This window comes from Methylomonas sp. HYX-M1 (assembly GCF_040741385.1).
GTDB lineage: Bacteria > Pseudomonadota > Gammaproteobacteria > Methylococcales > Methylomonadaceae > Methylomonas > Methylomonas rhizoryzae.
On record NZ_CP160405.1, the window covers coordinates 3968570 to 3987664 of the forward strand.

Here is a 19095-nt window from a genome sequence, read left to right on the forward strand (position 1 = left end):
CTCTTGCGGGTACAGCCGGAAACCGCCCTGCCAGGCTACCGCCGCCCTACCCGTCCGGACATTAGCGTCCGTTTTGTCCCCATATATAAAGTTTCGATCGCTGACCATCCCACACAAAGGAGTTCACAATGGCAAGCTCGCAGTCCCCGCTTCAGCGCCTGCGCGAATTGATCGCCGTCGAACGCGACGACGTACATACCTTGATCATATACGGCATTGCCATAGGCTTGATGTCGCTGGCGACGCCGATAGCCGTTCAAGCCTTGGTCAACACCATTGCTTTCGGCGCCCTGCTGCAGCCTTTGGCGGTATTGACACTGATCCTGTTGGTGCTGATGCTGCTCGGCAACAGTCTGGCGGCTTTGCAGTTTTACGTTGTGGAAATGTTGCAGCGCCGTTTGTTCGTGCGGCATTTTGGCTTGGCTGCGCAACAATTGGCCCACGCCCGCTTCGAACTGCACGATAGCCGACACTTGCCGGAATTGGCAAACCGCTTTTTCGACGTCGTCACGCTGCAAAAGACCGCCGCCGTCATGCTGCTGGAAACCCTGGGCTATCTGCTGCAAACCCTGATAGGCATGATCTTGCTGGCGTTTTACCACCCGATGTTGCTGGCCTTCGATTTGTTCATGGTGGCCATGCTGGCTTTCATTTTATTCGTGCTGGGTAAGGAGGGGGTCAAAACCGCCATCGAACAATCCAAAGCCAAATACGAAGCGGCCGCCTGGCTGGAGACCATAGCGACTCACCCGCTGTTGACTCGCAACGCGGCCGGGGAGCGCTTTTTCCACGAACGTAGCGAACGCTTGGCAACCGACTATTTGAACGCCTGCCAACGCCACTTTCGCATTCTTAACCGGCAAAACATTGCCGCCCTGTCGCTGCATGCCGTCGCCAATACCTTATTACTGGGCATGGGCGGCTGGATGGTCATCGAGCGCCAACTCAGCCTGGGTCAATTGATCGCCGCCGAACTGGTGGTCAGCGCCATGATTTACGGCCTGACCCGGCTCGGCAAGACCTTGGACAACTTTTACGAATTGCTGACCAGCCTGGACAAAATCGGTCATTTACAAGACTTGCCGCAAGAAATCGGCAACGACGAAGCCATCCTTGAAATCAGCGAGCCGTACCGGGTGGACATACACCATCTAAGCGTGGCCCGCCTACCGACACTAGATCGCCTGGACGACATCGACCTGCACTTGACGCCCGGCGAACATTTACTTATAGGCACTGGTGCGGAACGCGGCACGCTGCTCGATTGCCTGTTCGGCTTGCGCACGCCGCTTAGCGGCCGCATCGAAATCGACGGCCACGATTTGCGGGAGTTGAATTTACTCCGGCTGCGCGACCGGATCGCGCTGGTACGCGAGGCCGAAATCATCGAAGCCGGCATCCTGGACAACCTCAAATTGGGCTGGAATGCCGATAACCAACAATGCCGCAAGGCACTTGCAACCGTTGAGCTACTGGATTTCGTGCTCTCGCTGCCCGACGGTCTGAATACCCGGCTGGCCGCGAACGGCGCGCCGTTGAATCAGGAACAAGCGCTACGGTTGACGCTGGCCCGCGCCGTTTGCCGCCAACCGAAACTGTTATTGCTGGACCGCGTCCCGGACTGTATAGACCGGCGCGCGCTGCCCGGCATATTGCATAGCCTGACTAGCGAGCAGGCCCCGTGGACGCTGGTCGTCGTCAGCCAAGAACCTGCAGTCGCGGATTTTTGCCGCCGCCGCATCGAGATTCGTAACGGCCGGGTAATGGCGCTTCCCGCACAACCCGACAACGGAGCCGCGTCATGAGCCGGTTGGAACTGGATACCCTGCAACAGGCGCAAACCGCCGGCATTGCCCGACGCGTCGCCCGCTCCATGGCGTGGCTGTTTGTCGGTTTACTGATTTTTCTCGCCCTGACACCCTGGCAGCAAAACGTGCGCGGCATCGGCCGGGTGGTGGCGTACTCGCCGAACGAACGCCAACAACTCATAGGCGCGCCGGTCGACGGCCGGATAGCCCACTGGCGGGTGCGGGAGGGAACTCAAGTGAAAAAAGGCGAGGTCATCGCCGAACTCAACGACAACGATCCTTTGATATTGCAACGCATTCAAGCCGAGTATGCAGCCTTGCAAGCCAAACAGGCGGCTACCGACGCCCGGGTCGAAACCTTGCGCCAGCAATTACGCATGGCCCAACAAGCGCGGCCGCAAGCACTGGCCGCCGCTGAAGCGCGAATCGCCATGGCTCGCGAACGCCGCAAAGCCGCTCAGCAAACAGTGGACGCCGCCACAGCCGCCCACCACACCGCAGCCCTGAATCTCGACCGCCAGCAGCACTTGCAGAACAAAGGCCTGGCTTCCCGCCGCACCCTGGAATTGGCGCAACTGGAACGCGCACAGCGTCAAGCCGACAGCGAGCGCGCCGATGCGGCGCTACGAGCCGCAAGCAGCGAAATCAAGGCGCTGGAAGCCGACCTGGGCAAACTCGACGCCGATACCGCCGCGTCTATCCAAAAGACCGAGTCAGACTTGAACAAGGCGGTAGAAGACCAGCAATATGTCCGTGCCGACGTGCTGAAATTGGAAACCCGGCTGGCCCGCCAGCAAACCCAAAGCATTACCGCGCCGCGCGACGGCACCATACTGCGCTTGTTGGCAAATCCCGGCGCCGAAATGGTCAAATCCGGACAGCCCCTGGCGATTTTGGTGCCGGACAGCGAGCAGCGGGCGGTAGAACTTTGGATGGACGGCAACGACTTACCGCTGATCGTGCCCGACCGCCCCGTCCGGCTGCAGTTCGAGGGCTATCCGGCCGTGCAATTCGGCGGATGGCCGGAATTTTCGGTAGGCTCGTTCGGCGGACGCGTCGCCCTGATCGATGCCACCGACGACGGCAAGGGCCACTTTCGCATCCTGGTGATCGCCGATCCGGACGACATCCCCTGGCCTGAACCGCGTTTTCTGCGCCAAGGCGTGCGGGTCAACGGCTGGGTGTTGCTAAGCCAAGTCACGCTGGGTTACGAGCTGTGGCGGATATTCAACGGTTTTCCGCCGTTGGTGCTGCCGGAACCCGCTGCCGGGCAAACCATCAAAGACGGCGCCAAACAGAACGACGCAACCCGGGATAAATGATTATGAAGGTTCGCTTGACATCATGGCTGATGGCCGTCTTATTGGTTTGCCCGACCAGCCGGGCCGACCCGCCCGCACTACTGAGCTTGGCCGAGGTGCAAGCCGCGGCCTTGCGCGCCTTTCCAGGGCTGTTGGCATCCGAGCAATTGAAAGACGCCGCCGAGGGGCGGGTGCTGGAAGCCGAAGGCGGCTTCGATACCTTGTTGAAATCTAAAAACCAATGGTCGGTCGTCGGCTTGTACGAGAACCGCAACGTCGACGTCGGGTTCGAACAAGCGACACCGTTCCTGGGCGCGACCTTCTTCGGCGGATGGCGGCGCGGTAGCGGCGATTATCCGGTTTACGAAGGCAAAAGCCTGACCGCCACCGACGGCGAAGCCCGCATCGGCGTCAACCTGCCGCTCTGGCGCAACCGCGACATCGACCGGCGCCGGGCAGGCCTGTTACAGGCGGAATTGGGCAAGCTAATTGCCAGCCACGAATTCGATCAAAGCCTGATCGATATTCGCCGGATGGCCGGCCACCGCTACTGGGACTGGGTGCTGGCGGGACAGCGCCTGCACATCGCGGAAAAGTTACTGGCTATCGCCGAACAACGCAATGCGGGCATTCTGGAGCGAGTGGCGGCCGGCGACATTCCGGAATTCGAAGCGCTGGACAATCAGCGGGCGATTATCGAGCGCCGCGAGCGCGTGGTCGCCGCCACTCGGCTGTTGGAGCAAAGCGCGATTCAATTATCGCTGTACTGGCGCGATGCGGACGGTCAACCGCAATTGCCGGGCCGCGAACGCTTACCTAACGGTTTTCCCGAACAAGCCCCGCCGATTAGCGAGGTTTTCGACGACATGCTCGGCACGGCGTTATCGCAACGGCCGGAACTCAAACGTCTGGCCTTGCAAATCCGCCAGAGCGAAACCGAAGTGGAGTTGCAAGACAATCAGCGCGCGCCCGGCATCGACCTATCGGTGCTGGGTGCCAAAGACATCGGCGACGGTAAATACAAGCTCAATCGGGACGAACTCTACGTCGGTCTCAATGTCGATATTCCGTTGCAACAAAGAGTCGCTTCCGGCCGCGGGCAAACCGCCTCGGCCAATTTGCGGCGGCTGCGTTGGGAGCGCAAAGGCGCAGAAGACCGGATCGCAGCGGAAGTGAAAGATGTATTGTCGGCCTTGCACGCCGCCCGCCAGCGTCTACAGCTCAGCCGTGAGCAACAACAGGCGGCCCGCATGCTGGAAGACGGCGAACGCACCCGTTTCGATTTGGGCGAAACCACGATCTTGTTCGTGAACTTGCGTGAAATCGCTGCCGGAGACGCCGCGCTTATGGCCGCCGAGGCCGGCGCCGGTTTATTCAAGGCCAATGTCGATTACCAAGCGGTCATCGGCCAACTTCAGTAAATCCAACCGAGGATATTCCCGGTTAACTTATACGACACACCGAGAGCCGGAGGACAACCGCATGAAAAAACCGTCGATAAAAACCATTGCGATAATGATCGTATTGATCGGTCTACTGGTTTCACCCGATGTCATGTTCGATCTGAAAGCCAAGTTGCTGCACGGCATCGCCATCATTTTGCATATGGTTTACGAAATCGAATCGTTTTTGTTGGAAGAATGGCTGATCCATAGCTTCGAGCTGAATAAAGCCACTGCGCAAATGCTGACGTTTTACTTTAATTGCATGGTAGGAGCAGGCATGGCTTACCGTTTCTGGCGGCGCTTGCCGCGCATGCTGCACCGCTGGCGCCACCGCTGCCACTGTTTTTTCGAGCAAAGCAAACTCAACATCCGGTTTGCCTGGGAATCCATGCCCAATCGGCAAAAAATCCAATGGGTGGCCACGCAACTCGTTGTCTTAACCGGCGGTTTTTTCTGGCTAATGGCATGACCGCGCATCGCTGTTCGGCTCGTAGGCCGAACAGCGGTGGAACGCGTTGAATAAGTCTAACGCCCATGAAAAAGCGGCATCATCCCGGCAAATGAAAGTTTTTCGGTGGGAGCGACGCCCTCGTCGCGACGAGGGCGTCGCTCCCACAATGACTTTCATCGTCAACATCCTTAATCCGAACCGGGTTTGAACGGGCAGACAGGTGAAACCCGCTGTCGCCCCCGGACACCAACACTATCGCGGCAACACATCGCTCCCGCACATTGAGCGCTCATCGGCCGGTCTCATGCCCCGTACTCGGCCTCTCCAAGACCGGACGATCAAAGCCGGCAAGCTCGGCAAACCTAGGCCTATTCTTACTCGTAGCCATGCCCGGACAGGACGGAAAGCCAAATGCCGATAGGGCCTAGCCGCTGATTTGCAGTAAAATCCCCGCATTCCATCGTTTTCCTACCCAACCCATGCACCCTACATACCATCTACGACCGGGCAGCCCTTACCCTCACGGCACCTTAGTCAGTGCGGAAGGCGTGAATTTCTCGATCATGAGCCGCTATGCCACTCAGGTAGAGCTGTTACTGTTCGCGCAGGACGATAGCGCAACCCCTTTTCAAGTCATCCCGCTCGATAGACATAAAAACCACACGTTTTTTTCCTGGCATGTGTTCGTAGAAGCACTACCCCCCGGCGTTTGGTACGGTTGGCGCATAGACGGCCCTTGCGCCACCCGGGAAGCCGGCTTGCGGTTCGACCGCGACAAATTGCTGCTGGACCCTTGGGCCAGGGCGGTCAGCGACAAGTTGTGGAACCGTGCCGCCGCCTGCCTGCCGGGCGACAACAGTGGCCGCGCAATGCGGGCCGCCGTGGTGGATGAAAGCGATTACGACTGGGAAGGCGACACGCCGCTGGCGATTCGCAGCGAAAAAGCCATCGTTTACGAGCTGCACGTGGGCGGTTTTACCCGCCACGAGTCGTCTCAAGTCAAACACCCGGGTACCTTTGCCGGCTTGATCGAAAAAATACCCTATCTGCGCGATTTGGGCATCACCCACGTCGAGTTACTGCCTGTCATGGCCTTCGACCGCCAAGACGTACCGCCGCATACCGCCGATTTAGGTTTGAACAATTATTGGGGATACAGCACGCACAGTTTTTTCAGTCCGCACCCCGGCTATTGCGTGACGCCGGAGCAAGCCAGCCATATCCGCGAATTTCGGGACTTGGTCAAGGCTTTGCACAAAGCCGGCATCGGCGTAATCATGGACGTGGTGTTCAACCACACCTCGGAGGCCGGCGCGGAAGGACCGGTCATCAATTTCAAAGGCATCACCGGCAATAGTTTTTATCTGACCGATAAGCACGACAGGCGAATTTTCTTCGACTACACAGGTTGCGGCAACACGGTGAACGCCAACCATCCGGTGGTCAGCAATTTCATCATCAGTTCGCTGGAATACTGGGTGCGGGAAATGCACGTAGACGGTTTTCGCTTCGATTTGGCCAGCGCGCTGTCGCGCGGAGAAGACGGCCACGTGATGCAAGATCCGCCGGTAGTCTGGGGCATAGAACTGTCGCAACAACTAGCCAAATCCAAATTGATCGCCGAGGCCTGGGACGCATCCGGTTTATACCAAGTCGGCAGCTTTCCGGGTTACCGCTGGGGGGAATGGAACGGCATGTACCGGGATACCGTCCGCCGGTTTTTACGCGGCGACGGGGGCGTAGTCAGCGAACTGGCTACCCGCATTTGCGGCAGCAGCGATTTGTATCAACATCAAGGCCGGCTGCCCATCAGCGGCATCAACTTCATCACCTGCCACGACGGCTTCACCCTGCACGATTTGTTCAGCTACAACGATAAACACAATTACGCCAACGGCGAACATAATCGCGACGGCTGCAACAACAACATCAGTTACAACTGCGGCGCGGAAGGACCGACCCAAAATGGCGCCATCCTGGCCCTGCGCCGCAAACAAGCTAAAAACGCCTTCGCGCTATTGCTGCTGAGCCACGGCGTACCGATGTTATTGGCCGGGGACGAGTTCTTGAACAGCCAGAAAGGCAACAACAACGGTTATTGTCAAGATAACGACCTCAGCTGGTTGGACTGGAACGATTGCCAGCAAAATACCGACATCGTCCGCTTCGTCCAACAAATGATTCAACTGCGTAAACGCCATCATTCGCTGATGCGCCGCAACTTTCTGAGTGGCGACAAATTGGAGCTGCGCGACCTTGCCGACATTGCTTGGTACGGTACCGAGCCCAATCAGGCTCCGGACTGGCACAATCCCGAGCTGCGCTTTTTGGCTTATACCTTGGCCGGAGTAGCGCCGGAAGACCCGGATTTGCACGTGGTGATGAATATGTCGCATCTGAAGCACAAACACCAGCTACCGCACATCGAAGGCCGCACCTGGTGCCTGGCGCTGGACACCTCGTTAAAATCGCCGCACGATATCCTGCCGCCGGAACAACAAAAACTGCACAATAAACCCACTTATACCGTCGATAGCCGCAGCATCGCGGTGTTCGAAAACGTCGCCAACCATTTGCTGCACACCCGCGCCGGCAGCGGTTTTTTTAGCAAACTGACCCACATCAAAATTTTCGATTTAAACGAATAAAGCGCTTAGTCGATTGCCGGGAATAACTGCACCCGAACGGCACCGGTTTGTTGTGCGGCTACCGAGTGTAAAAGCGGCCGCCTATCAGGCGAGTATGAGTATATTTTCGCAGTCAATCGCCTCAGTCCTTCGTCAACCGGTCGGGAGTAAGATTGGCCTCCGCCGCGGTTTGCAACGCGGCCAACAAGGCTTCTCGCTGCTGCCGCAGTTCGGCCGCACTTTGTTGCAAGCCGTCGATTTGCCGCTTGAGATTTTGCTCGCCGGCGTTGATTTCCTGCAGTTTTTCGGCGGTCAATTCCAGCAGCAGCTCGCTTTGCCCCTTATACGGTTGGCCGAAGCGCCGCCGATAAGCCGACAACAAGACATCCAGTAACTGCTGGAAATCCTCGGCATGAAAGTCGTCGCGCGCGATGCCGTCCACAAGTTCCTGCCTGGCGTCGAATACCTCGGTTTTAAAGGCCTGCCGGTAGGCGCTACGCAATTGCCCGATCAAGCCGCGCAAACGCGCTTCGTCACCTTGGCTCGCCGCAACCAAGCGTGCGGCGTGAGTTTCCACACTAAACAGCGGCTGCTGATGGCGCAGCATGTACAGCACTTCCAAATTAGCGACTAATTCCTGCAACTTGGAGCCGGCATAATCTTCCGCTTCCAGCCAGCGAAACAACACTGCCTCGAATCCCGGCGGATATACGCCAAGCGCATCGACATACGCCGTCAGCAAATCGCCGAAAAAGCCTTGAAGTTGCGGCTGGTCGCCGCGGTAATTTGTGAAAGCCGCCAACACGCGGCGGCACAAGGCCTCCAACGTTTGGCTCTCGGCCACGCTCGCGCTGCCGTCCGGCACCGGGCCGGATACCGCTGCGGCTGCAGGACTAAGCTCGACCTCGGCCAACAAACTTCGCCAATAATCCGTCCAACCGGATGCGCCGGCTTCCGCCCCCAGATAACGCATGATGTTATCGGCCAAGGCATATAAGCACCGGCTGGCCGGCGCATTGGGCAACGATTCGACGATAGGCGTTTGCCGGAGAACCGATTTGGCGACCTCGGCATCATCGGCCACAAAGCCGCCGTATTCCACTTGCAACTGCAGATATTTCTCCGCGGCCGCGGCAAAGCGGCGAAAGGTTTCGGTGGCTTGGGCGTAATCGCCGGCCATGTTGACGATCACCCGCAACCGCCCCGGGTAACTGCGGCCGTGCAATAATTTCAACAAGGCAAAGGCGTCGGTCAGCGAGGTCGGCTCTTGGGTGATCAATAAAAACGTGTAGGGCGCCGCCTGGATGATTTTCAGCACGTTGTCCGCTACGCCGGCGGCGGTATCGATCAAAAAATAGTCGTAGTCGGCCTCGAGTTCCGCCATCGCCGCACTCAAGCGATTTAACCCGGCCGAGTCGAGATTGGCCAAGGCCTCAACGCCGCTGGCCCCCGGCACCACGGATACGCCTTGCGGGGTTTCAACCACGATGTCGCGGATGGATTTTTGCCCGTCGATCACCTGCTCCAAGGTAAACTCCGGCCGCAATCCCAACAGAATGTTGATATTGGCCAAACCGGTATCGGCATCGAACAAACAGACCCGCCCGCCGCGGCGGGCGATGGCCGTCGCCACATTGGCGGCGACGCTGGTTTTGCCGACTCCGCCTTTGCCGCTGGTAAACACCATGACTTGGGCCGATTGGCCGGCAGCAGGAGTAGAAGCGAGAATATTGTTGATCTGCATAGCGACTTTCCGAACCGGCACGCAAGACCGGCAGCAGCGAAATTGAAACTACCCGCAATCCAAACCGCCGAACGCCACCGATTGCGCAAATCGGCTTGCGCCAAACAGCATAGGAAGCGAGTCCGGCATGGCGGCTGGGGTATAATGCCCACCTGTTTGCTCGTTGAATTTGCCGATGAAACCACCACGACTCGCCTGGGCGATTACAGGCTCCGGCCATTATATCGAAGAATGCCTCGAATACCTGCTCAGCCTTAGCGACGTGGATTTATACCTCAGCCAAGCCGGCGAAGAAGTGCTGCGCATGTACGGCGTTGAGCTGAAAGACATCCGCGACCGACTGCCGATATACCGGGATAAAGCGGCTTCCGCGCCGCCGGTAGGCTGGTTTTACACCGGCCGCTATCATACCTTCGTGATGGCGCCGAGCACATCCAATACCATCGCCAAATGCGTATTGGGCATCGCCGACTCGCTGGTCACCAATCTGTATTCGCAAGCAGGCAAATGCCGTGTGCCCAGTATCGTCTACCCGTGCGACGTGGCGCCGGAAATGGAAACTACCGCGCCCGGCAAGAAAAAAGTCATGGTGTATCCGCGCCCCATCGATTTGGAAGCCACCGAAAAAATCAAAACCTTTCCCTATACCGAAGTCGTGGAAAGCGTGGACGAGTTAAAAATCGCGGTCGACCGGCGCCTGGCGCACTTGGGCTTATGAACGCCGAACCGGAACGCATTTTATTTCTGACCGGCAAACTGGCCGAAAAACAATTGCGGCAAATTCTGGCGGCCATGCAGCCGGACTTTTTGTACAAGGTCAAGGAAATGGGAGTAAAAGTCGCCGCCTTGATGACCACCGAGATGATAGGCCGGCGTTTGCAGGACACCGACGGCGCCACCCGCATCGTCATCCCCGGCCGTTGCCGCGGCGACATTGCCGCGTTGTCGCAACAACTCGGCGTGCCGGTCGAGCGCGGCCCGGAGGAAGTCAAGGATCTGCCGCTTTATTTCGGTAAGGGCGCACATCACTATGATTTAAGCCGTTACCGGACCAAGATTTTTGCCGAAATCGTCGACGCCCCCACTATCTCGGTGGAGGCCATCGTCGAACGAGCCCATTATTACCGGGCCAACGGCGCCGACGTGATCGACATCGGCTGCCTGCCCGGCACGCCGTTTCCGCATCTGACCGACAGCATACGCACCCTGAAACAGGAGGGTTTCACGGTCAGCATCGATTCGCTGGAAGACGCCGATTTGCTGGCCGGCGGCCGGGCCGGGGCCGATTATCTGCTCAGCCTGACCGAGCGCAGCTTGTGGATAGCCGACGAAGTGGCGGCCACGCCGATAGTAATTCCGCAGGTGCACGGGGATTTATCCAGCGTGGATACGGCCATCGAAGGTTTACAGCGCAAAGGCCGCGCCTTCATCGTCGACCCGATTCTGGATCCTATCCACTTCGGCTTCACCGCCTCGTTAGCGCGCAACTACCAATTCCGCCAACGTTATCCGGAAGTCGAAATGATGCTGGGCGTCGGCAACTTGACCGAACTCACCCACGCCGACACGGCCGGCATGAATGCTCTTTTGCTCGGCATTTGTTCCGAGCTGGACATCAACCACATTCTGGCCACCGAAGTCAGCCAACACGCCTGCCGCGCCGTCCGCGAGGCCGACCGGGCCCGCCGCATCATGTATGCCGCCAAACAGCACGACAGTCTGCCCAAACACATTTCGGCGGACTTGCTGACTGTGCACGATACCGCGCCTTTCCCGTACCGGCGCGACGAAATCGAGGCTATAGCGGCCGAAATCAAGGACCCCAGTTATCGCATTCAAGTCAGCCGCGACGGCTTGCACGTCTTCAACCGCGACGGTTTCCACACCGCCGTCGATCCGTTCGAGCTGTTTCCGAAATTGGGGGTGGAAAGCGACGGCGGTCACGCTTTTTATCTGGGCGTCGAGTTAGCCCGGGCCCAAATCGCCTGGCAATTGGGCAAACGTTTCACCCAAGATCAACAATTATCCTGGGGCTGTGCGGCGCAGGGCGTGGAATCGGAAGCCGATTTGCACACCTTCAAACCAGCCGGCACTACCTTGAAAAAAGCCCACCGCGACGAAACCGACCATCCGCAATCCCCCGATCAACCCGCGCCGTCCTCCGCGTCCTGAGGAAAATTCCGCCTGCCTGCAATCCGCTTTCAAACATGCTCGAACCAATAGACTCAACGGCGGCCGACCTGGCCGCCGCCCCGCAGCCCCATCCCGGCTTGAGCCGACGCTTTTGCGTTGCGCCGATGCTGGATTGGACCGATAGCCACTGCCGTTACTTTTTTCGCTTGCTATCCAAACGCGCCCTGCTATACAGCGAAATGGTCACGACCGGCGCAATTTTGCGCGGCGACGCAGCCAGACACTTACGCTTCAATGCCGAAGAACAACCGGTCGCGCTGCAACTGGGCGGCAGTGATCCCGGCGATTTGGCGGCCTGCGCCCGCATCGGCGCAGAATACGGCTACGCCGAAATCAATCTGAACGTAGGCTGCCCCAGCGACCGGGTGCAGAACGGCCGTTTCGGCGCCTGCCTGATGGCCGAACCCAAGCTAGTGGCCGATTGCGTCGCAGCGATGCATCAGGCGGTGCCGGTTCCGGTCACGGTCAAATCGCGCATCGGCATAGACGACAAAGACTCCTACCCCGAGTTGCTCGACTTTATCGCCACCGTGTCCGCAGCAGGCTGCAACACCTTCATCGTACACGCCCGCAAGGCCTGGTTGAGCGGACTATCGCCGAAACAAAACCGGGAAATTCCGCCGCTGCGCTACGACGTGGTCGCCCAGCTGAAGCGGGACTTTCCGCATCTGGAAATCGTCATCAACGGCGGCATAACGACCCTGCAAACCGCTACAAGTTTGCTCGAAACGGTGGACGGGGTGATGCTGGGCCGCGAGGCCTATCACAATCCCTATATTCTCAGCCAGGTAGACCGGGAGTTGTTCGGCAGCGACAGCCCGATTCCCAGCCGACGCGACGTCGTATTGGCACTGATACCGTACGTGGAACAGCAATTAGCCCAAGGTGCGCGCTTGAACAACATCGCCCGCCACCTGCTCGGCCTGTTTCACGGCGCCAACGGCGCGCGGGCCTGGCGCCGGCATCTCAGCGAACACGCCGCCAAGCCGGGAGCCGACGCGCGGGTACTATTGCGCGCCTTAGAATTTACCGGTGGTTGAGGTATACTCGGGCCATTTTTTGCATCAGGGGGGACGGCAATGGAAGAATATTTCCGCAAAATTATTGAGACTATCGGCGAGGACGTTAACCGGGAAGGTCTGCGCGATACCCCGAAACGGGCGGCCGAAGCCTTCAAATTTTTGAACAACGGCTACGAGAAAAATTTGGACGACGTACTGAACGGCGCCATCTTCGAAGCCGACACCGAAGACATGGTGATCGTCAAGGACATCGAACTGTATTCTTTGTGCGAACACCATTTGTTGCCGTTTATCGGCAAATGCCATATCGGCTATTTGCCGCAAGGCCGGGTACTGGGTTTATCCAAACTGGCCCGCATCGTCGACATGTACGCGCGCCGCTTGCAAATCCAGGAACAACTGACTAGACAAATCGCCGACGCGGTGGAAACCTCCATCAACGCCCGCGGAGTGGCGGTTGTGGTCGAAGCCAAGCATTTGTGCATGATGATGCGCGGCGTGGAAAAGCAAAATTCGGTGATGACCACCTCGGTCATGACCGGCATCTTCCGCGAAGAAATTTCCACCCGCTCCGAGTTTTTAAATCTGATCAACCGTAAGTAACGTATGGCTGCAAGCTTAGCGCGCAAAACCGGGGTGCTGCTGGTCAATTTGGGGTCTCCGGCCAGCACCCGCACCCGCGACGTTCGCCAATTTCTGCGCGAATTTTTAGGCGACCCACGGGTAGTCAATCTGCCGCGGCCACTGTGGTGGCTGATATTGAACCTGTTCATCCTGCCGCTGCGACCGCGCAAATCGGCCCATGCTTATCGAGCGATCTGGACCGACAAAGGCTCGCCGCTGCTGGCCTATACCCGGCAACTCAGCGACAAACTCGCCAAGCGCATAGGCGACGAACAGTTGTTGATCGATTGCGCGATGCGCTACGGCAAGCCGGCCTTGGCCGACAAGTTGCAGGAACTCAAACAGCAAGGCGTGCAAAACATCGTGATTGTACCGCTATATCCGCAATACTCCTCCACCACCACCGCAGCGGTTTTCGACGTGGTAGCGGCCGAGTTCTGCAAATGGCGCCACCTACCGTCGTTGCGCTTCGTCAGCGATTACCACCAAACGCCGGCCTATATCAAAGCCGTCGCCGAGTCGATTCGCCAGCATTGGCAAACCCAAGGCCAAGCCGGCTTGCTGCTGATGTCGTTTCACGGATTGCCGGCGGCCTTGACCGAAATGGGCGACCCCTATTTCTATCATTGCCAAACCACTGCGCGTTTGCTGGCGGAAGAATTGCAGTTGACGGATAAACAATGGCGTCTGGTGTTCCAGTCGCGTTTCGGCCGGGCCGAGTGGCTCAAACCGTATTGCGTAGAAGTTTTACAGGAATTGCCCAAACAAGACGTCCGTCAAGTCGACGTGGTTTGCCCCGGCTTCGCGGTCGATTGTCTGGAAACCTTGGAGGAAATCGCCATTACCAACAAAGAACTATTCTTAGCCGCCGGCGGTAAGAGTTACCGCTACATTCCGGCTCTGAACGACAACGACAACCACGTGGAACTCATGGCCGAATTAATATTAGCCGCCGAATAAGAGCGGCCTTTGACACCGGAGGGGAGCATGCAACAAAACGTATTACAAAGCTGGAACGACGACGAATGGCCAGTGGTGCGAAAAAGCCAAGCGCTCCCCACCGGCCAAGGCGTACTCGACCCAAGCGCCTTCAATACCATAGAGGTCGACGAACTGTTCGACCATCTCAACTACGCCGGCACCCTCGCCGGGCAAACCGTGTTGTACCGTTCGCTGACTCAGCCCCCGGCGGACCTGAATGAGATTGTCGCCAAGCAGGCTGCCGTGCGCGAGATCCGCGACAACCCGGCAGTGCGGGAAAACGTGGAAAACATCGTCGCCCAGGCCGCGCCCGGCGAGCACCGTTTGTATTTACTGCTGTTCGGCGAATTTTTAGGCAGTTTCGGCACCGCGCGCGCCGACAACCAAATCGAAGGTTACGGTTACAAGCAATACCGGCGCGGCATCAACTTCGTACTGAATCTGGTCGGTGCCATTCAAAATTCCGGCAAACCGCAATCGCCTTATCTGCAAAGCGTGTTCGACAAAATCGGCCGTTTTGCCGACAGCCACGACTATTCGCTGATGGTGGGCCCGGTCTATAACAGCGAACAAGGCATCCAGAGCAAAGAAGAGCGAAAAGGCAGCTTCGCGCCGGCTACTCTTTTTCGCCCCACCCTGTTCAAACCGCTGTTGCTCGGCCTGATCGCCGCGGCGATTTGGGGGGTATTGAAAATCTTTCCCAGCGACATGTTCCAATTCAGCAAGGACGGCATCTCGGTCGCTTCGGTGTTCTTTTTACCGCTGATGCTGGCCTATATCCCGGTCATCGGCGGCTACGATCGGGACAATTGCATCATCCCGCTACGCGAGCGGTTTCGCCGCTCGGCAGTCTTGGGCGAACTACTGGACGGTTTAGGGCAACTCGACGAACTTCTGGCCTTCATCAAATACGCTGAAAATTACGGCAGCGACACCGTGTTGCCCGAGCTGCACGACGGCGAATCTCACAGCCTGCAATTGACCGAAGCCAAAAACCCGGTATTGGGCAATAAAAACCCGGACTACGTCGGCAACGATTTTGCCATGGACGAGCAGCGCCTGGTCTGCGTAACCGGGCCTAACAGCGGCGGCAAAACCGCGTTTTGCAAAACGGTGACGCAAATTCAATTATTGGCGCAAATCGGCTGCTACGTGCCCGCTAAAGCGGCACGTTTAAGCGTGGCCGACCGGATTTTCTACCAAGCCCCGGAAATCAGCCACCTGGACGACGGCGAAGGCCGCTTCGGTACCGAACTGAAGCGCACCCGGGATATTTTCCTGGCCAGTAGTGCAAAAAGCCTGGTCGTGCTTGACGAAATGGCGGAAGGCACTACTTTTGAAGAGAAAATGCAATCGTCCATCGACGTGTTGGACGGCTTTTACCGCAAAGGCAACTCCACTATCCTGATCACCCACAACCATCAGCTGGTGGACGTATTCGTCAAACGCGGCATCGCCGTTCCCAAACAAGTGGAATTTGCCGACGAACAACCGACCTTCAAACTGATAGACGGTATTTCCAGAATTAGCCACGCCGATCGGGTGGCCAAAAAAATCGGCTTCTCCAAGCAGGACATCGACCAATATTTAGCCCAATCCAGATGAACATAGGCACTCCCAATAGCCCGACCGCCACGAAAGTATTACTGTTGGGCAGCGGCGAACTCGGTAAAGAAATCGCCATTTCGCTGCAACGCTTCGGCGTGGAAGTGATAGCGGTGGATCGCTACCCCGGCGCGCCGGCCATGCAAATCGCCCATCGCAGCCACGTGATCGACATGACCGATCCCGAGGCGGTTAAACGCTTGATCGCCGACGAAAAACCCGCCCTAATCGTCCCCGAGCTCGAGGCTATCGCTACCGATGCGTTAGCCGAAGTCGAAGCGCTGGGCGGTATCACCGTGGTTCCGAATGCGCGCGCCATTCAACTAACGATGAACAGGGAAGGCATACGTCAACTGGCGGCGGAAGAACTGGGCTTGCCGACCTCGAAATACGCCTTCGCGCAAACGTTCGCCCAACTTCAGACCGCTGTCGATGCCGGCATAGGCTATCCTTGTTTCGTCAAGCCGACCATGTCCTCGTCCGGCAAAGGCCAATCCATGGTGAAAAGCCCGGATCAATTGCAAGCGGCCTGGGACTATGCCAAAGCCGGCGGGCGCACCGATACCGGCAAAGTCATCGTCGAAGGCAAAATCGATTTCGAGTTCGAAATCACCTTGTTAACCGTCCGGGCACTGGACCCGGCCGGCAACGTACAAACCTATTTTTGCCAGCCGATAGGCCACGTACAGGAAAACGGCGATTACAGGGAAAGCTGGCAACCGCAGCCCATGAATCCGAAAGCCTTGGCCGCCGCTCAAGCCATTGCCGGCAAGGTCACTCAAGCCTTGGGCGGTTTGGGGCTATTCGGGGTGGAATTGTTCGTGCGTCATGACGAAGTCTGGTTCAGCGAAGTCAGTCCTCGCCCGCACGATACCGGCATGGTCACCATGGTCAGTCAACGGCAAAGCGAATTCGATCTGCACGCCAGGGCTATCTTGGGCTTGCCGGTCTGCACCGATTTGCAAAATGCGGGCGCCAGTGCGGTAATTTTGGGCGGTATCGACGCCGTAGCGCTTCAATATCAAGGCCTGGCCCAAGCGCTGGCGATTGCCGACAGCGAGATACGCCTATTCGGCAAGCCGCAGGCTTTTGCAGCCCGCCGCATGGGGGTGGCCCTGGCGACTGCGGACAACCCGGACGCCGCGCGGCAAAAAGCGCTAAGCGCCGCACACGCCATAAAAATTGTTGCTTTGGAATAACGAGTATCACGGGGAGTACGACGGATGAAATGGCAAAGGGCTCCGTTATTACTACTATTGCTCCCGGCAATCGCGGTTGCCGACATATACAAGCGGGTGGATTCGGACGGTCGCATCTACTATACCGACCGTCCGGAAAAAGGCTTGTACTATCGGCTCATCATCCGCACTCCCCCGAAAACTTACAAACGCGATCTAAAATTCATGTCGGGCAATAAAGCCAAATATAACGACTTGATTGCCCGAGCCGCAGCCAAGCACCAGATGGATCCCAAGCTGCTGCACGCCGTGATTCAAGCCGAATCGGCCTATAACCCGCACGCAGTGTCGTCAGCCGGCGCGGTGGGCTTGATGCAGTTGATGCCGGACACCGCCCGCCGTTACGGGGTGACCGACCGCCACGATGCCGAACAGAATGTAGACGCCGGCACCCGCTATCTGAAGGACTTGTTGGCCATGTTCGACTCCAATCTAAAATTGGCGGTAGCCGGTTATAACGCGGGCGAAGGCGCGGTGATGAAATACCATTATTCCATTCCCCCCTACCCCGAAACTCAAAACTATGTGCAGCACGTGCTGAAACTTTACGGAAAAAGCTAAACGTGAAACCCAGTTCCCCACAAACGCTCGTCGCCACCATCAAGGATTTAGTCACTTTACCCGACATCTATTTTCAGCTTAACGAAATGATGGACGATCCCCGCTTCACCCTGGCGGATATTGGTAGCGTGATCAGCAAAGACCCGGCGTTAACGGCCAGACTGCTTAGAACGGTAAACAGCTCGTTCTACGGCTTCGAATCCCGGATAGACACGATTTCGCGGGCTATAGCCATCATCGGCGTCCAAGAACTTTACAACTTAGTGGTCGCCACCTGCGTGGTGGATAGTTTTCGCAAAATTTCCACCGATTTGGTCGATATGACCTTGTTTTGGATCAGAAGCGTCGAATGCGCCATCGTCACTCGGCTATTGGCCAAACAATGTTCGATTCTTAACGCGGAACGTATGTTTCTGGCCGGATTGCTGCACGACATAGGCTCCTTGGTGATGTACCAAACTATCCCGGAGCTATCCTCGCAAGTATTGGTTACCATACGCCAAGACCGGCGCCTTTTACCCGAGGCGGAACGGCAAATCGTCGGCTTCACCCATGCCGACGTCGGCCGCGAACTGTTGAAATCCTGGAAATTACCGGACTCGCTCTACCAAGTGATAGGCCATTACCGGCAACCGGATTTTGCCGCGGAATTCAGATTGGATGCCAGCTTGGTATATTTAGCCAGTAGGTTGATCGACGACAAGGAATACGGCCGGCATTTCGAAGAAACTCTATTAGAGAGTCCGGCCTTACCGCTGGAAGTTAAAAATCTCAGCATCAGCGGGATACATAGCGCGATGGAACAATTGCCGCTCGAATTTCTGGAAATCTTCGAACAACTGATGCCCAACCGCAAACTGTCGCCACCTCACGGAATCAGCAAACCGCATTGATTCAGTAAAGCGCACAGCTTGATCAACGGCAACCCGACCAAGGCATTCGGGTCGTCGCCGTTTATCCGTTCGAACAAACTAATTCCGTAACCCTCGGATTTGAAGCTGCCGGCGCAGTCGAAGGGCTGTTCAACGGCTAAATATCTGCGAATTTGCTCCGCACTCAGCGGCTTGAAATGCACATAGCAGCTATCCAAATCGGTCAATTGCCGATTCGCTGCAGTATCGAGGACGCACACGGCCGTGTAAAAAGCCACGACTTGCCCGGACTGCCGGGCAAGTTGCTCCGCTGCGACTTCCGCGGTTCCGGGTTTGCCTAGTAACACGCCGTTGCAAACCGCGACTTGATCGGAGCCGATAATTAAACCGCGCCGGTTTGCCGCCGCCGCTTGCGCCTTGGCTATCGACAGTCTTAACGCCAACGCCGGCCCCGTTTCGCCCGGCAAGGCCGTTTCATCCACCTGAACGGCACAACAGGTAAATTCCACATGCAATTTTTGCAATAATGCTCGTCGATAAACCGAAGTCGACGCCAAGACAAGCGCCTGCGCGCTCTGATTCATACCCGCCCACCATCTGTTAGTTTGACGCAACAAACGCGA

General features: G+C 57.5%; 16 protein-coding genes. 14 read left to right on the forward strand and 2 right to left on the reverse strand.

The genetic code is table 11. From position 1 onward, the window contains the following. Positions 1 to 128 precede the first annotated feature (128 nt). The 5 genes from AB0A83_RS17925 (at position 129) to glgX (ending at position 7653) form a co-directional block, all read left to right on the forward strand. Positions 129 to 1805: an ABC transporter ATP-binding protein gene (locus tag AB0A83_RS17925; protein ID WP_150050767.1), complete on the forward strand. Its 1677-nt coding sequence runs from the start codon at positions 129 to 131 to the stop codon at positions 1803 to 1805. Next, positions 1802 to 3130 (forward strand): HlyD family secretion protein, encoded by a 1329-nt coding sequence (locus AB0A83_RS17930; protein ID WP_367154874.1) that lies wholly within the window; start codon positions 1802 to 1804, stop codon positions 3128 to 3130. The genes AB0A83_RS17925 and AB0A83_RS17930 overlap by 4 nt, the downstream gene beginning before the upstream one ends. Positions 3131 to 3132: 2 nt before the next feature. Continuing rightward, positions 3133 to 4530: a TolC family protein gene (locus AB0A83_RS17935; RefSeq protein ID WP_150050771.1), complete on the forward strand. Its 1398-nt coding sequence runs from the start codon at positions 3133 to 3135 to the stop codon at positions 4528 to 4530. 61 nt (positions 4531 to 4591) lie between these two features. Next, positions 4592 to 5023 (forward strand): hypothetical protein, encoded by a 432-nt coding sequence (locus tag AB0A83_RS17940; protein WP_150050773.1) that lies wholly within the window; start codon positions 4592 to 4594, stop codon positions 5021 to 5023. 461 nt (positions 5024 to 5484) lie between these two features. Continuing rightward, positions 5485 to 7653 (forward strand): glycogen debranching protein GlgX, encoded by a 2169-nt coding sequence (glgX, locus tag AB0A83_RS17945; RefSeq protein ID WP_150050775.1) that lies wholly within the window; start codon positions 5485 to 5487, stop codon positions 7651 to 7653. 121 nt (positions 7654 to 7774) lie between these two features. On the opposite strand, the gene AB0A83_RS17950 is transcribed toward glgX, so the two are convergent. Beyond that, a complete protein-coding gene (locus AB0A83_RS17950) occupies positions 7775 to 9376 on the reverse strand; it encodes a MinD/ParA family protein (protein ID WP_150050777.1) in 1602 nt (533 codons plus the stop codon). A gap of 175 nt (positions 9377 to 9551) precedes the next feature. Here AB0A83_RS17950 and AB0A83_RS17955 point away from each other — a divergent pair, with 175 nt between their 5' ends. Genes AB0A83_RS17955 through AB0A83_RS17995 form a run of 9 tightly spaced genes read left to right on the forward strand, consistent with a single transcriptional unit; the run spans position 9552 to position 18493 of the window. Beyond that, complete coding sequence (locus tag AB0A83_RS17955; protein WP_150050779.1) at positions 9552 to 10094, forward strand: flavoprotein; 543 nt, start codon at positions 9552 to 9554, stop codon at positions 10092 to 10094. After that, positions 10091 to 11548 carry a DUF6513 domain-containing protein gene (locus AB0A83_RS17960; protein WP_367154875.1) on the forward strand — a complete coding sequence of 486 codons (1458 nt, stop codon included), beginning with the start codon at positions 10091 to 10093 and terminating at the stop codon, positions 11546 to 11548. The genes AB0A83_RS17955 and AB0A83_RS17960 overlap by 4 nt, the downstream gene beginning before the upstream one ends. Positions 11549 to 11583: 35 nt before the next feature. Beyond that, a complete protein-coding gene (dusA, locus tag AB0A83_RS17965) occupies positions 11584 to 12609 on the forward strand; it encodes a tRNA dihydrouridine(20/20a) synthase DusA (RefSeq protein ID WP_150050783.1) in 1026 nt (341 codons plus the stop codon). A 39-nt stretch (positions 12610 to 12648) separates the two neighbouring features. Beyond that, positions 12649 to 13194, forward strand: a complete 546-nt coding sequence (gene folE, locus AB0A83_RS17970) for a GTP cyclohydrolase I FolE (protein ID WP_150050785.1) — start codon at positions 12649 to 12651, stop codon at positions 13192 to 13194. Positions 13195 to 13197: 3 nt separating this feature from the next. After that, entirely contained in the window at positions 13198 to 14175 is a 978-nt protein-coding gene (gene hemH / locus AB0A83_RS17975) for a ferrochelatase (RefSeq protein ID WP_150050787.1), read from the forward strand. Positions 14176 to 14202: 27 nt separating this feature from the next. Further along, positions 14203 to 15801 carry a DNA mismatch repair protein MutS gene (locus tag AB0A83_RS17980; RefSeq protein WP_367154876.1) on the forward strand — a complete coding sequence of 533 codons (1599 nt, stop codon included), beginning with the start codon at positions 14203 to 14205 and terminating at the stop codon, positions 15799 to 15801. Then, on the forward strand, positions 15798 to 17000 hold the full coding sequence (gene purT, locus AB0A83_RS17985) for a formate-dependent phosphoribosylglycinamide formyltransferase (protein WP_150050791.1): 1203 nt from the start codon (positions 15798 to 15800) through the stop codon (positions 16998 to 17000). The genes AB0A83_RS17980 and purT overlap by 4 nt, the downstream gene beginning before the upstream one ends. Positions 17001 to 17024: 24 nt before the next feature. After that, positions 17025 to 17600: a lytic transglycosylase domain-containing protein gene (locus tag AB0A83_RS17990; protein ID WP_150050793.1), complete on the forward strand. Its 576-nt coding sequence runs from the start codon at positions 17025 to 17027 to the stop codon at positions 17598 to 17600. Positions 17601 to 17602: 2 nt separating this feature from the next. Then, a complete protein-coding gene (locus tag AB0A83_RS17995) occupies positions 17603 to 18493 on the forward strand; it encodes an HDOD domain-containing protein (RefSeq protein WP_150050795.1) in 891 nt (296 codons plus the stop codon). On the opposite strand, the gene AB0A83_RS18000 is transcribed toward AB0A83_RS17995, so the two are convergent. Beyond that, a complete protein-coding gene (locus tag AB0A83_RS18000) occupies positions 18469 to 19056 on the reverse strand; it encodes a nucleoside triphosphate pyrophosphatase (RefSeq protein WP_367154877.1) in 588 nt (195 codons plus the stop codon). The two genes, AB0A83_RS17995 and AB0A83_RS18000, sit on opposite strands and share 25 nt — an antisense overlap. Positions 19057 to 19095: the final 39 nt, after the last annotated feature.

What these genes read in the sequence shown, in the direction of transcription:
- AB0A83_RS17990 (WP_150050793.1), top strand. Translation starts at nt 17,025, where the DNA reads ATGAAATGGCAAAGGGCTCCGTTATTACTACTATTGCTCCCGGCAATC.
- AB0A83_RS17925 (WP_150050767.1), top strand. Translation starts at nt 129, where the DNA reads ATGGCAAGCTCGCAGTCCCCGCTTCAGCGCCTGCGCGAATTGATCGCC.
- folE (WP_150050785.1), top strand. Translation starts at nt 12,649, where the DNA reads ATGGAAGAATATTTCCGCAAAATTATTGAGACTATCGGCGAGGACGTT.
- purT (WP_150050791.1), top strand. Translation starts at nt 15,798, where the DNA reads ATGAACATAGGCACTCCCAATAGCCCGACCGCCACGAAAGTATTACTG.
- dusA (WP_150050783.1), top strand. Translation starts at nt 11,584, where the DNA reads ATGCTCGAACCAATAGACTCAACGGCGGCCGACCTGGCCGCCGCCCCG.
- AB0A83_RS17940 (WP_150050773.1), top strand. Translation starts at nt 4,592, where the DNA reads ATGAAAAAACCGTCGATAAAAACCATTGCGATAATGATCGTATTGATC.
- AB0A83_RS17955 (WP_150050779.1), top strand. Translation starts at nt 9,552, where the DNA reads ATGAAACCACCACGACTCGCCTGGGCGATTACAGGCTCCGGCCATTAT.
- AB0A83_RS17960 (WP_367154875.1), top strand. Translation starts at nt 10,091, where the DNA reads ATGAACGCCGAACCGGAACGCATTTTATTTCTGACCGGCAAACTGGCC.
- AB0A83_RS17950 (WP_150050777.1), bottom strand. Translation starts at nt 9,376, where the DNA reads ATGCAGATCAACAATATTCTCGCTTCTACTCCTGCTGCCGGCCAATCG.
- AB0A83_RS17930 (WP_367154874.1), top strand. Translation starts at nt 1,802, where the DNA reads ATGAGCCGGTTGGAACTGGATACCCTGCAACAGGCGCAAACCGCCGGC.
- hemH (WP_150050787.1), top strand. Translation starts at nt 13,198, where the DNA reads ATGGCTGCAAGCTTAGCGCGCAAAACCGGGGTGCTGCTGGTCAATTTG.
- AB0A83_RS18000 (WP_367154877.1), bottom strand. Translation starts at nt 19,056, where the DNA reads ATGAATCAGAGCGCGCAGGCGCTTGTCTTGGCGTCGACTTCGGTTTAT.
- AB0A83_RS17935 (WP_150050771.1), top strand. Translation starts at nt 3,133, where the DNA reads ATGAAGGTTCGCTTGACATCATGGCTGATGGCCGTCTTATTGGTTTGC.
- AB0A83_RS17980 (WP_367154876.1), top strand. Translation starts at nt 14,203, where the DNA reads ATGCAACAAAACGTATTACAAAGCTGGAACGACGACGAATGGCCAGTG.
- glgX (WP_150050775.1), top strand. Translation starts at nt 5,485, where the DNA reads ATGCACCCTACATACCATCTACGACCGGGCAGCCCTTACCCTCACGGC.